At 70.3% G+C, this 12,472-nt stretch carries 12 protein-coding genes; 8 read left to right on the top strand and 4 right to left on the bottom strand.

What is annotated here, in order from left to right:
• Nucleotides 1–29: 29 nt before the first annotated feature.
• Nucleotides 30–650, bottom strand: a complete 621-nt coding sequence (locus ACQ143_RS13740) for a PadR family transcriptional regulator (protein ID WP_449571270.1) — start codon at nucleotides 648–650, stop codon at nucleotides 30–32.
• Nucleotide 651: 1 nt separating this feature from the next.
• Entirely contained in the window at nucleotides 652–1,509 is an 858-nt protein-coding gene (locus tag ACQ143_RS13735; RefSeq protein WP_449571269.1) for a DUF4097 family beta strand repeat-containing protein, read from the bottom strand.
• A gap of 138 nt (nucleotides 1,510–1,647) precedes the next feature.
• Between ACQ143_RS13735 and ACQ143_RS13730 the strand changes: the two genes are divergently transcribed.
• Nucleotides 1,648–2,412, top strand: a complete 765-nt coding sequence (locus ACQ143_RS13730) for a MerR family transcriptional regulator (RefSeq protein WP_449571268.1) — start codon at nucleotides 1,648–1,650, stop codon at nucleotides 2,410–2,412.
• Nucleotides 2,413–2,466: 54 nt separating this feature from the next.
• On the opposite strand, the gene ACQ143_RS13725 is transcribed toward ACQ143_RS13730, so the two are convergent.
• Nucleotides 2,467–2,631, bottom strand: a complete 165-nt coding sequence (locus tag ACQ143_RS13725; protein ID WP_449571267.1) for a hypothetical protein — start codon at nucleotides 2,629–2,631, stop codon at nucleotides 2,467–2,469.
• A 211-nt stretch (nucleotides 2,632–2,842) separates the two neighbouring features.
• Here ACQ143_RS13725 and ACQ143_RS13720 point away from each other — a divergent pair, with 211 nt between their 5' ends.
• From ACQ143_RS13720 to ACQ143_RS13700, 5 genes are all read left to right on the top strand, one after another.
• Nucleotides 2,843–3,112, top strand: coding sequence for a DUF7218 family protein (locus ACQ143_RS13720; protein ID WP_449571266.1), 270 nt, complete (start codon nucleotides 2,843–2,845; stop codon nucleotides 3,110–3,112).
• A 1-nt stretch (nucleotide 3,113) separates the two neighbouring features.
• A complete protein-coding gene (locus ACQ143_RS13715; protein WP_449571265.1) occupies nucleotides 3,114–4,076 on the top strand; it encodes a DNA topoisomerase IB in 963 nt (320 codons plus the stop codon).
• Nucleotides 4,077–4,096: 20 nt separating this feature from the next.
• The gene (locus tag ACQ143_RS13710) at nucleotides 4,097–4,528 is read left to right on the top strand and encodes a fluoride efflux transporter FluC (protein WP_449571264.1); all 432 of its coding nucleotides are present in this window, start codon (nucleotides 4,097–4,099) and stop codon (nucleotides 4,526–4,528) included.
• The gene (locus ACQ143_RS13705; RefSeq protein ID WP_449571263.1) at nucleotides 4,525–4,902 is read left to right on the top strand and encodes a fluoride efflux transporter FluC; all 378 of its coding nucleotides are present in this window, start codon (nucleotides 4,525–4,527) and stop codon (nucleotides 4,900–4,902) included. Before ACQ143_RS13710 ends, ACQ143_RS13705 begins: the two co-directional genes overlap by 4 nt.
• Before the next feature lie 136 nt (nucleotides 4,903–5,038).
• Nucleotides 5,039–8,701 carry an efflux RND transporter permease subunit gene (locus ACQ143_RS13700; RefSeq protein ID WP_449571262.1) on the top strand — a complete coding sequence of 1,221 codons (3,663 nt, stop codon included), beginning with the start codon at nucleotides 5,039–5,041 and terminating at the stop codon, nucleotides 8,699–8,701.
• Nucleotides 8,702–8,874: 173 nt separating this feature from the next.
• On the opposite strand, the gene ACQ143_RS13695 is transcribed toward ACQ143_RS13700, so the two are convergent.
• On the bottom strand, nucleotides 8,875–9,528 hold the full coding sequence (locus ACQ143_RS13695) for a TetR/AcrR family transcriptional regulator (RefSeq protein ID WP_449571261.1): 654 nt from the start codon (nucleotides 9,526–9,528) through the stop codon (nucleotides 8,875–8,877).
• A 144-nt stretch (nucleotides 9,529–9,672) separates the two neighbouring features.
• On the opposite strand from ACQ143_RS13695, the gene ACQ143_RS13690 reads away from it, so the two are divergent.
• Nucleotides 9,673–10,128 (top strand): alpha/beta hydrolase, encoded by a 456-nt coding sequence (locus ACQ143_RS13690; RefSeq protein ID WP_449571260.1) that lies wholly within the window; start codon nucleotides 9,673–9,675, stop codon nucleotides 10,126–10,128.
• A gap of 247 nt (nucleotides 10,129–10,375) precedes the next feature.
• On the top strand, nucleotides 10,376–12,466 hold the full coding sequence (locus tag ACQ143_RS13685) for a DEAD/DEAH box helicase (RefSeq protein WP_449571259.1): 2,091 nt from the start codon (nucleotides 10,376–10,378) through the stop codon (nucleotides 12,464–12,466).
• Nucleotides 12,467–12,472: the final 6 nt, after the last annotated feature.

The following is a 12,472-nucleotide window of genomic DNA, read 5'->3' as shown; positions in this document are numbered from 1 at the left end:
TACGCAGGTAGGCGTCTCGCGGGGCGGGATCAGTCGCCGCGGAGCGCGCGGGTCACCGTGCGTGTGGCCTCGTCGAGCGCGGCCGACAGCTCGTCGACGACCGCGGCGGTGAGTGCGCCGCCGTGCGCCACGTGCGTGCGCAGATCAGCCCGCAGGTTCGCGCGGAACTCGGAGATCAGCCCGTCGGCGCGGCGCAGCTGCTCGCGGGAGAGCACACGCGGGTCGTCGGCGCGGTCGGCGGGTGGCCCGAACGCCTTGCCCGACCGGTCGGCGTGCGCCGCGGCGGCGAGGTCGGCCTGCAGGCTCTTCATCGCCTCGCGGACGCTGCCGCGCACCTCTTCGGCGATGAGCCGCACGCTGTCGGCCAGGCCCGCCTCGATGCCTTCGAGCTCGCCGGCGCGGGCGGCCACTTCGGCGCGGCCGGCCTCGGTGATCTCGTAGACGGTCTTGCGGCCGTCGACGGTCTTGGTCACCAGGCCGTCCTCTTCGAGCTTGGCCAGGCGCGGGTAGATCGTGCCGGCGCTGGGTGTGTAGGTGCCGCCGGTGCGGTCCGAGAGCGCCTGGATCAGGTCGTAGCCGTGGCGGGGCGCCTCGTCGAGCAGGCTCAGCAGGTACAGGCGCAGGTCGCCGTGGGAGAAGACGGGAGGCATATCACCACTCCTCAGGGGTCGGAGCGTCGCCGGGCTCGGCGCCGGCGGGCTCGCGGCGCAGCACCGTGATGTCACCGGAGACGGTGTTGGCGCGCACGTCGACGAACGAGCCGCTGAGCTCGCCGACCGAGCCGGTGAAGTTGGCGCCGATGCCGCCGGTGCCCTGCTGCAGGCTGCCGTCGACCAGCAGGCGGCCGCTCACCGTGCGCAGCACGTAGTTGGCGGGCAGGTCTTCGTCCAGCCGCAGCGTCACCGCGCCGCTGACGGTGTTGAACCCGGCCGACTGGATCGCGCCGTCCGAGTCGATCAGCGCCGCGCCCGACACCGTGTCGATGTCGGCTTTGCGGATCGTGCCGGTGGCGGCGATGTCGCCCGAGACGGAGTTGGCGCTCAGCGAACCGGACAGGCCGCGCACCTGCACGTCACCGGACACCGCGTTGACCGACAGGTCGCCGGAGAGGCCGTCGACGATGATGTCGCCCGACACGGTGTTGAGCTTGGCGTCGGTCTCGAGGCCGGACACCAGGGCGCTGGCGCTGACGACGCCGAGCGTGAGCGCCACGCTGCGCGGCACCGCGACGCTGATCTCGGCCTTCGGGCCGCCGCTGCCGAAGTTGCGGAACGCCTCGAGGAAGTTGTCCCACCGCAGCTGTGCGTGGTCGATCTCGACCGCGCTGCCGTCGGCTTCGATGCGCAGGTCCTTGACGGTGACCGAGTGCACTTCGATGCGCACGCCGGGTTCGTTGTGGGCGACGACGTCGACTTGACCGCCGACGAGGCCGATCTTGAGCTTGCGGACGTCTTCAAGGTCGATGACGCGCGTCTGCCCGGGCTGGATGAGCCACTTCTCGAGGGTCATGAGTTCTCCTGGATGGTGAGGGCGATTCGAGATATATCGCGTTGGACCGACGATAACACGATATATCTCGACTTTGTCAAGAGGGGTGGATGCCACGGGCTTGACCTTGACGCAACGTCAACCTCTAACGTGATTCCCATGAACAGCGAATGGTCGATCCAGCAGATCGCGAAACTCGCCGGCACCACGAGCCGGACCCTCCGGCACTACGGCGAGATCGGGCTGCTGGCCCCGTCCCGGATCGGGAGCAACGGCTACCGGTACTACGACGAGCGGGCGCTCGTGCGACTGCAGCGCATCCTGCTGCTGCGGGAGCTCGGACTGGGGCTGCCCCAGATCGCGGACATCCTCGCGCGGGCCTCGAGCGAGGAGCACGCGCTGGCGGGCCACCTCGCGTGGCTCCGCGAGGAGCAGCACCGGCTGGCGCGACAGATCGCGTCGGTCGAGGCGACCATCGCCGCATTGAAAGGAGGAGAGCCGCTCATGGCGGAGAACATGTTCGACGGCTTCGACCACACGCAGTACAAGCAGGAGGTGGAGCAGCGCTGGGGCGAGAAGGCCTATGCCGACAGTGATCGGTGGTGGCGCTCGATGGGCGCCGACGAGAAGGCCGCGTGGCAGGAGCGGGCCCAGAAGCTCGGTGAGGATTGGAGCGACGCCGCGGCACGCGGCATCGCGGCCGACAGCGCCGAGGCACAGGCCCTGGCCGAACGCCACATCGCCTGGCTCACCGGCATCCCCGGGACACCGGCATCCAGCCCCGACGGCGACCTGGCCGGGTACGTGACCGGCCTCGGCGAGATGTACGTCGCCGACCCGCGCTTCGCCGCCAACTACGGCGGGCAGGCCGGCGCCGAATTCGTGCGCGACGCGTTGCGCGTCTACGTCCAGGCGCAGCTGTGACGCCCACGAAGCGCCCTCCGGATGGCTTCCGGAGGGCGCTTCGCTAGCCGGCGGTCACGTACGCGTGCCGCCGCGGACCACCCGCAACAGGAACGCGATCAGCGCGATGACGGCGACGATGATCGCAACCCAGAGCAACCAGTTCAGCGCCGAGTTGAGGCCACCGACGATGGCCAGCACGATCGCGACCACGATGATGATGAGGAGGGCGATGTTCATGTCTTCTCTCCCGTTCTTCCGACGCTACTGTGTGGGCACGTGCGGAATCGATGTGTCACTGACGGTAGAGCGGAGACGGTGTGCGCCGACAGGCCCTTGACGCCGTCTTCTCGGCGGTGCTAATGGCCGCCGTGACGCGCGTCAACCCCCTCGTGGGGTGTTCGCGGCGAGTCGTAGCGTGAGCCGATCGACCAAGGAGAAGGAGAAGGCCATGCCTCGCGGACGCGGATCGAACAGCCTGAAGGACCCCGAGCTCTATGAAGAGCTGCGCGACGACGGCGCCTCCAAGGAGAAGGCCGCGCGCATCTCGAACGCCGCCGCCCGCGACGGGCGGAAGAAGGTCGGCAGCCGCGGCGGCAAGGCCGGCGACTACGAAGACTGGACCGTGGACGAGCTGCGCGGGCGCGCGAAGGAGCTCGGCATCTCGGGGTACTCGGGCAAGCGCAAGGCCGAGCTGATCTCGATGCTGCGCAACCACTGACGTGCCACGGTTACGCCGCGTGAGGCCGGGGAACGACCCCGGCTTCCGCCGTCTGCGCGCCGGCTCCGGCTTCCGATACGTGGATGCCGACGGCGACCCACTGCCGGAGGAGGAGCGCGAGCGCATCACGGCCCTGGTGATCCCGCCCGCGTGGCGCGATGTGTGGATCTGTCCCTACGCCGACGGGCACATCCAGGCCACGGGCATCGACGGCGCGGGGCGGCTGCAGTACCTGTACCACCCGGACTGGGCGCCCCGGCGCGACAAGAGCAAGTTCACCCGGTCGCTCGCGCTCGCCGCCGCGCTGCCGCATGCGCGCGGGCGGGTGACGGTGTCGTTGCGCCGCGATGCGCTGGACCGGGAGCGCGTGCTGGCGACCTCGTTCCGCCTGCTCGATCAAGCCGCGCTGCGGGTGGGCAGCCAACGCTACCTCGAGCGCCACGGCAGCCGCGGACTGACCACCCTGCGCCGCCGGGACGCGGTGGTGGACGGCAGTGTCACCACCCTGACCTTTCCGGGAAAGAGCGGCAAGCGGCAGGCGCTCGAGATCGACGACGACGACCTGGCCGTGGTCATGCTGCTGCTGGTCGCCGGCCGCAGCCACTCCGCGCTGCTGGCGTACCAGCGCGGCAGGCGGCGGGTGCCGGTGACGGCCCGCGAGGTCAACGACTACGTGCGGGCGGTGACCGGCGGCGGATTCACCGCGAAGGACTTCCGGACGCTGCGCGGCACGATCCTCGCCGCGGACGCCCTGGCCCGCATCGGCACGGTCGACACCAAGAGCGACCGCAAGCGCGCCGAGGCGCTCGCGGTGCGGGCGACGGCCGAGGCATTGGGCAACACCCCCGCCGTGGCCCGCAGCGCATACATCGACCCGCGGGTGTTCCGCCAGTATGCGCGCGGCCGGGTGCTCGACACCTCGATCTCACCCGAATCGGCGATCCGTGCCCTGCTTCTGGGGTGATCCGCCTCTAGCGTGAGGCCGTGGCATCCACACGCTGGTTCTCGCCCGTCGCGCTGCTGCTCGCCGTCGTCGGCGGTGCCGTCGGCGTCGCTGCGCGTGCGCTGATGACGGTCCCGTTCGCCGACGGAGCGCACCCGTTGCTCGTGCCGGGCATCACCGCGGTCATCAACATCGCCGGCTCGTTCCTGCTGGGCCTGGTCGTCGCCGGCCTGGACGGCCGGCATCCCCGGCTGCGGGTCTTCCTCGGCACCGGCGTGCTGGGCGGGTTCACCACCTACAGCGCCTTCGCGGTGCATGCGGTGACCACCTTCACCGCGGCACCGGTGATCGGGCTGCTGCTGATCCTCGTGTCGATCTTCGGCGGGGTGCTCGCCGCGGGGGTGGGCCTGGTCGTCGGGCGGCGGTGGGCCGGTGTGCCCGACGAGGTCGAACCGGTCGAGGACGCCGAATGAGCACGTTCGAGATCATCGCGCTCATCGTCGGCGGCGGATTGGGCGCCGGCATCCGCTATCTCGTCGACGGGCTCGTCATGCGCGGCCGGAAGAACGCGTTCCCCGCCGGCATCCTCGTCGTCAACATCACGGGCGCCTTCGCGCTCGGGCTGCTCACCGGGCTCGGCACGGCGCTGGGTCCGGCCTGGCTCGTGATCCTCGGTGGCGGACTCCTCGGCGGATACACGACGTTCAGCACCGTGTCGGTCGAGGCGGTGCTGCTCGCCCAGCATCGGCGGCGCGACTGGGCGTGGGTGAACCTGCTCGGCACCTTCGCGCTGGCGGCGATAGCGGCCGGGCTCGGACTCATGATCGGCGGACTGCTGCCCGGGTGATCGGCGGGTTGCGGCCCAGGTGACAGGTCTCGGGACGGTTCCCAGGTCGGACCGGGTGTTCATGGGATACTGAGCCGATACATCCGTGTATCGGCCCATCTCGGTCATCGCCCCGCAACGCTCGTAAAGGTCTCCCTTGTCGAACCTCGCCGTCCTGAGCCTCAAGAACCGTGCGCTCATCGCCCTGATCACGATTGTGGCCGCCGTGTTCGGCGGGCTCGCGCTCACCAACCTGAAGCAGGAACTGATCCCGTCGATCGAGTTCCCCGCGCTGTCGGTCATCACGACCTACCCGGGCGCCTCGCCCGACGTCGTCAACAACGATGTGTCAACGCCGATCGAACAGGCGATCCAGGGCATCCCCGGGCTCGAGTCGACCAGTGCGACGAGCACGACCAACGCGTCCATCATCCAGGCATCCTTCGCGTACGGCACCGACCTGGCCACCGCCGAGCAGAAAATCCTGCAGGCGATCAACCGCATCCAGTCGAGCCTGCCCGAAAGCGTCGAGCCCAACGTGGTGGGCCTGTCGATCGACGACCTGCCCGTCATCGCCCTGGCGGTCACCGGCTACGACGACGAGCGCACCATCCAGGGGCGGCTCGAAACGGCCACCATCCCCGATCTCGAAGACATCGACGGGGTCGCGGCGGCACAGATCGTCGGCGGGCAGGGCGAGCGCGTCACGATCGTGCCCGACCAGGCGGCGCTGGCCGCGGCCGGGTACACGCAGACCGCGATCACCGACGCCCTCGATCAGAACGGCGTGCTGTTCCCCGGCGGGTCGGTCACCGAGGGGGAGCAGACGCTCACGGTGCAGACGGGCACCAAGCTGGCCTCGGTCGAGGAGATCGCGGCGCTGCCGCTCGTGCCGACCAACGCCGACCAATTCGCCGCCGGCGAGGTCACCGTCGGCGATGTGGCGGAGGTCACGCTCGATCAGGACCCGGTGACCTCGATCTCGCGGGTCAACGGCGAACCCGCCCTCACCATCTCGATCACGAAGCTGCCGGCCGCCAACACCGTCGAGGTGTCGCAGGCGGTGACCGCCGCGATCGACGACCTGCAGGATGCCATCGGCGACGACGCCGAGTTCACGATCGTGTTCGACCAGGCGCCCTACATCGAGCAGTCCATCGAGGCGCTGGCCCAGGAGGGCCTGCTCGGCCTCGTGTTCGCGGTGCTCGTCATCCTCGTCTTCCTGCTGTCGGTGCGCTCGACGCTGGTGACGGCGATCTCGATCCCCACCAGCGTGCTGATCACGTTCGTGGGGATCCAGGCGTTCGGCTACTCGCTGAACATCCTCACCCTCGGCGCACTCACCATCGCCATCGGCCGCGTCGTGGACGACTCGATCGTGGTGATCGAGAACATCAAGCGCCACTACGTCGGTGACGCCGACAAGCGGGCCGCCATCCTGCTGGCCGTGCGCGAAGTGGCGGCCGCGATCACGGCATCCACCATCACCACCGTCGCCGTGTTCCTGCCGATCGCGTTCGTCGGCGACATGACCGGCGAGCTGTTCCGGCCGTTCGCGATGACGGTGACCATCGCGATGTCGGCGTCGCTGCTGGTGTCCCTGACGATCGTGCCGGTGCTGGCGTACTGGTTCCTGCGACCGGGCAAGGCCCTGCGCGACGAGAACGGCCGGGTGATCGATCCCGAGCATCCCGACGCACCGCCGACGCGCCTGCAGCGCAGCTACCTGCCGATCCTGCGGTGGACGCTGAAGCACTCATGGATCACGCTGGTGCTCGCCGTGCTCGTGCTGGCCGGCACCGTGGCGGCGGCGCCCTACATGAAGACGAACTTCCTGGGCGACTCGGGTCAGAACACCTTCACCGTGACCCAGTCGCTCGGCGAAGCGGCCAGCCTCGACGCGCAGGACGCGGCGGCGGCGCGTGTCGAAGAGGCGCTGCTGGGCGTGGACGGCATTGAGACCGTGCAGACCTCGATCGGGTCGACGGGTTCGGCCATCGTGGACGCCTTCTCGGGCGGCAGCGCCGGGATCACCTACTCCATCACGACCGACCCCGACGCCGATCAGGAGGCTCTGCGCACCGAGGTGCAGCAGGCCGTCGCTGACCTCGACGACGTGGGTACGGTGACCGTCTCGGCCGGTCAGGGCGGATTCGGGTCGACCGACATCGAGGTCGACGTCACGGCGCCCGACGCCGCCACCCTCACCGGGGCGACCGACGCGGTCGTCGCCGCGCTCGAGGGTGAGGACGGCATCAGCCAGGTCACCTCGAACCTGTCGGCGTCGCTGCCGTTCGTGGCCGTGACCGTCGACCGCGAGAAGGCGGCGGCGCTGGGGCTGTCCGAGGTGGCGGTCGGTGCGCTCGTGTCGAACACGATGCAGCCGCGGCAGATCGGCACCGTCGAGATCGACGGCACCGGCGTGACCGTCTTCCTGCAGGCGGCGGAGATCCCCGCGACCATCGCCGAGCTGAAGGAACTCCAGATCGCCGGTGCGACCGGTCTGATCCGCCTCGATGAGGTCGCCACCGTCGCCGAGAGCCAGAGCCCGGCATCCATCACGACCCAGCGCGGCCAGCGCACGGCGACCGTCATGGTCACGCCCGCCGGCGACGACCTCACCACGGCCAGCGCGACCGTCACCGCCGCGCTCGAGGGCGCTGACCTGCCCACCGGAGCCGACGCCGAGATCGGCGGCGTGCTCACCCAGCAGCAGGATGCCTTCACCCAACTGGGCATCGCCATGCTCGCGGCGATCCTGATCGTCTACATCGTCATGGTCGCGACCTTCAAGTCGCTGCGCCAGCCGCTGCTGCTGCTGGTGTCGGTGCCGTTCGCGGCGACCGGCGCCGTCCTGCTGCAGATCGCGACCGGGGTGCCGCTGGGCGTCGCCTCGCTCATCGGTGTGCTCATGCTCATCGGCATCGTCGTCACCAACGCGATCGTGCTCGTCGACCTCGTCAACCAGTACCGCGAGAAGGGCCTGTCGGCGCACGACGCCACGATCGCCGGCGGCGCGCGCCGTCTGCGCCCGATCCTCATGACGGCGCTGGCGACGATCTTCGCGCTCACGCCGATGGCGCTGGGCATCACCGGACACGGTGGCTTCATCTCGCAGCCGCTGGCGATCGTCGTGATCGGCGGCCTCATCTCGTCGACGGTGCTCACGCTGCTCGTGCTGCCCACGCTGTACAACCTCGTCGAAGGTGCGAAGGAGCGCCGGGCCGCCCGCCGCGGCGAGACCGTGCCGGCGCCGGTGCCGATGGCGATCCCGGCCGGCATCACCGTGGGAGCCGACGGTGCGCCCCAGCCCGCCACGCGTCGCGAGCGCAAGCTCCTCGAGGCCGCCGCCACCGGGGGCATCCCCGTCGTGGCAGCCCCCGTCGTGGTCGTCGCGCCGGATTCGGTGGCGGATGCCGCGGTGCCGGGGGCTGAGGTGGATGCTGCGGGTGCGGTGGTGCCGGAGGCCGAGCATGCCGGCGAACCCGCAGTGCAGCCGGAGGCGGAGACCCTTGCGGAGTCGGAGTCGGAGTCGGAGTCGGAGGGGGCGCTCGGGGCGGAGGCCGTTGCCGATCCGGAAGGCGAGCCCGAGCCGGATGCCGAGCAGGCGTCCGAAGCCGAGCCCGAGCCGCCGGCCGAGCCGGAAGGGGAGCCGGAGCTGATGCTCGATGCCGGCGCTGAACCTCGACCGGACGAGCTTCATCCGGTGATCGAAGAATCACCGGACATCGAGCTGCCTCTCGACGGCACCCATGACGACGCCCCGGGGCCCGACTCCGAGACGCTCACCACCGACGAGGACCCGCGCCGCTCCGAGTGACCGCGTCCCGCCGGCCGATGTCCGCGAGCCGCCCAGTTCTGCACGAGCCGCCCACCTTCGGACGGTACGTAGCTGGGCGGTTCGTTCACAGGTAGGCGGCTGGCGAGCGGATGCGGCGAACACCACCGCGGCTCGGGACATCGGGTGGATGCCGGTGGGCCGAGGCCCGGGAGTCAGCCGGCGTCGATGGTGGCTGTGAGCGCGGCGTCGGCGCCGGCGGCCTGCAGCCGGGTGCGCACCGCGGTGGCCGCGCGCCGATACGGCTCCTCGTGGACGTGCAGCAGTGACCGGGTATTGGCTGCTTCGAGGATCGCGGTGAGCTCGAACGCGAGCTGACGGGCATCGTCGAGCGACGGGAGTTCACCCGCGGCGGCCGCGTGCTCGGCACAGATGGCGAGGTAACCCTCCCACGCGGTGGTCGCTTCGGCGATGGCATCGCGCACCGGACCCGGTTTGGCGTCGACTTCGACGGATGCGGCGGCGAAGAAGCAGCCCCCGAGGAACACGCGCTCTCGCGAGTATGAGAACCACGCAGTGAGCAGTGCACACAGCCGACGCAGACCCTGGGGTGTTTCCGAGCGCGCCGGCGCGATGACCGTGTCGATGAAGATCTGACGCGCGGCCGCTACCGTCGCCAGCTGCAGTTGCTCCTTCGACCCGAACAGGGTCGCGATCCCGCTCTTGCTGTGACCGGTGGCCTCTGCCAGCCGGCCGATCGTCAGCCCGTCGAGACCCTCGACCGACGCCGTGTGAACCGCGCGGGAGAGGATCGCGCGCCGCGATTCGTCGCCCCGCGCGCGGCGGCCGTCGATCTCCTCTTGTGGCACCCTCCGATGTTACCGTACGATCGTTCGTGTTCGTCCTGGGGTGCGCGGCTCGCCTTGCCCTCGTTCATGGCGGTGGCCCGACCTGTTCCGGTCTCGCGCGACGACGAAGCCACCATGTGGCGGGCGCGACGCTCTCACCTGCGTGTGCGCGGCGTCGACGGCGCCGGTGCCGAAGTCGTCACCTACGAGTGGGGCGACGGCGATCGCACCGTGGTGCTCATACACGGCTGGAACGGCCGTGCCAGCCAATTCGCCACGCTCGCGCGCGAACTGGTCGCGGAAGGCTATCGCGTCGTCGCCTTCGACGCCCCCGCCCACGGCGCCTCATCGGGTCGGCACACTTACATCCACGACTGGACCGCCCGGCTGTCCGTGGAGCACGCCGCGCTGCCGCCGGGGACGGCCGTGCTGGTCATCCACGACGAGGACGATCGGATGATGCCTTTCGGCGAGGCTGAACGCATCGTCGCCGCGCACCCGGCCGCGCGCATGCTGCGCACCCGCGGGCTGGGCCACAACCGGATACTGCGCGACGACATCCTGCTCGACGCCGTCATCGGGTTCGGTGCCAGCTTGCCCAGGCGGATGCCGGTGCCGTGACCGACAGGCGATCTCCCAGGGTCGGGCTGTAGAGTGGGGCGGTCGGCTCTGGACACCGCGTGCTGCGCGGATGGGTTTGTGAGTCCAAGGGGCCGATGGTGGGAGCGAATCCGCTCCGACGACCATCACTGTGAATGGCCCCCGGCCGACGACATGTCCGGGTAACTCCATGCCGCGTGTGCGGCCGCGCTTCGGCGCGACTTGAGGAGTGCTGTTCTCGCACGAGACAACCCAGAAGGACACACCCATGCCCAAGAACAAGAAGCCCGCCGGCGGCCGCGCTCAGAACTTCGAGCCCCGCTACGGCAAGAAGACCGCCTACCAGGACGCCAAGCGTCGCCCGGGCCAGTCGTCCGCCGGAAAGCCCGGGAGCAAGAGCCCCAGCCACCGCGGCTACCGCGCCGAGGAGGCGTCGGCACCGGCGAAGAAGCAGCGCTGGACGGCGCAGGAGCGTGCCGGCCGGGACGAGGCTCGCGGCATCCGCACCCACGCCCGCGGCGGCCGTGACGACCGTGCGCCCCGCTCGTTCGACGACCGCGCGCCGCGCTCGTTCGACGACCGTCCGAAGCGTGGCATCGACGACCGTCCGCGTCGGTCCTTCGATGACCGTCCCCGTCGCGACGACCGTCCGGCCCGTTCGTTCGAGGACCGTCCCCGTCGGGATGACCGTCCGGCCCGCTCGTTCGATGACCGCCCGAAGCGGAGCTTCGACGACCGTCCGCGTCGGTCCTTCGAGGACCGTCCCCGTCGCGACGACCGTCCGGCCCGTTCGTTCGATGACCGTCCGCGCCGCAGTTTCGACGACCGTCCGGCCCGTTCGTTCGACGACCGCCCGAAGCGCAGCTTCGATGACCGCCCGCGTCGGTCCTTCGACGACCGTCCCCGTCGCGACGACCGCCCGGCCCGTTCCTTCGATGACCGTCCTCGTCGCGACGACCGTCCGGCCCGTTCCTTCGATGACCGTCCGCGTCGGGACGACCGTCCGCACCGCACCTTCGACGACCGTCCCCGCCGCGATGAACGTCCCCGCCGGGACGACCGCCCGAACCGCTCCGACTGGAACGCCGACGCGAAGGCCAAGGCGTACGAGGAGCACGTCGATGTCGTGCACGAGAAGCTGCAGGCCGAGGCGGTCCAGGCCGAAGAGGTCGCCGATGTGACCTTCGCGAGCCTCGGGCTCGGCGACAACATCGTGCGGGCCCTGGCCGACATGGGTGCGACATCCCCGTTCCCGATCCAGGCCGCGACGATCGCACCGATCCTCGAAGGCCGGGACGTCCTGGCCCGCGGCCGCACCGGCTCGGGCAAGACCATCGCGTTCGGCGCCCCGCTGGTCGAGTCGATCCTGCGCAGCCAGGCCGGACAGCGCCGCGAGTTCGGCCGCAGGCCGAAGGCGCTGGTGCTGGCCCCCACGCGCGAACTCGCGCTGCAGATCGACCGGACGATCCAGCCGATCGCGCGCAGCGTCGGCCTGTTCACGACGCAGATCTACGGCGGCGTGCCGCAGGCGCGTCAGGTCGGTGCGCTCAAGAAGGGCGTCGACATCATCATCGGCACCCCCGGTCGCATCGAAGACCTCCACGAGCAGGGCAAGCTCGACCTCTCCGAGGTGCGCATCGCGGTGCTCGACGAGGCCGACCACATGAGCGAGCTCGGCTTCCTCGAGCCGATGCAGCGCATCCTGCGCCTGGTCGAGGACGGCGCCCAGAAGTTGCTGTTCTCGGCGACGCTCGACCGTGAGGTCGCTGCGCTCGTCGACGAGTTCCTCGTCGACCCGGCCGTCTACGAGGTCGCCGGTGAAGACCAGGACTCGGGCACGATCGACCACCGCGTGCTCGTGATCGACCACCGCGACAAGGCCGAGATCCTCACGTCGCTCGTCGACCGCGCCGGCAAGACCCTCGTGTTCGCCCGCACCCGCGCCTACGCCGAGATGCTGGCCGAGCAGTTCGACGATGCCGGTATCCGCGCCGTCGCGCTGCACGGCGACCTGAACCAGGCCAAGCGCACGCGCAACCTCGAGCGCCTGACCTCGGGTCGCGTGGACGTGCTGGTCGCTACCGACGTCGCCGCCCGCGGCATCCACGTCGACGACATCGACCTGGTCATCCAGGCCGACGCGCCCGACGAGTACAAGACCTACCTGCACCGTTCGGGCCGCACCGGCCGCGCGGGCCGCTCGGGCACTGTCGTCACGCTGATCACCCGTCAGCGTCGCCGACGCATGACCGAGATGCTCGACCGCGCCGAGATCGACGCGCCGTTCGACGAGGCCCGCCTCGGCGACGACCTGCTCGAAGAGCTCGCCGGGCGCCAGCTCGCCGACGTCGACGCCTGACCGCCA

It is taken from the genome of Microbacterium pollutisoli (assembly GCF_053586795.1).
The sequence above is the reverse complement of the archived record's forward strand: the minus strand, read 5'-3'. Positions and strand labels throughout refer to the sequence as shown.

Excerpts from the sequence above, each read along its gene's own strand:
- ACQ143_RS13685 (WP_449571259.1), top strand. The coding sequence starts at position 10,376 with ATGCCCAAGAACAAGAAGCCCGCCGGCGGCCGCGCTCAGAACTTCGAG.
- ACQ143_RS13705 (WP_449571263.1), top strand. The coding sequence starts at position 4,525 with ATGAGCACGTTCGAGATCATCGCGCTCATCGTCGGCGGCGGATTGGGC.
- ACQ143_RS13735 (WP_449571269.1), bottom strand. The coding sequence starts at position 1,509 with ATGACCCTCGAGAAGTGGCTCATCCAGCCCGGGCAGACGCGCGTCATC.
- ACQ143_RS13720 (WP_449571266.1), top strand. The coding sequence starts at position 2,843 with ATGCCTCGCGGACGCGGATCGAACAGCCTGAAGGACCCCGAGCTCTAT.
- ACQ143_RS13740 (WP_449571270.1), bottom strand. The coding sequence starts at position 650 with ATGCCTCCCGTCTTCTCCCACGGCGACCTGCGCCTGTACCTGCTGAGC.
- ACQ143_RS13725 (WP_449571267.1), bottom strand. The coding sequence starts at position 2,631 with ATGAACATCGCCCTCCTCATCATCATCGTGGTCGCGATCGTGCTGGCC.
- ACQ143_RS13730 (WP_449571268.1), top strand. The coding sequence starts at position 1,648 with ATGAACAGCGAATGGTCGATCCAGCAGATCGCGAAACTCGCCGGCACC.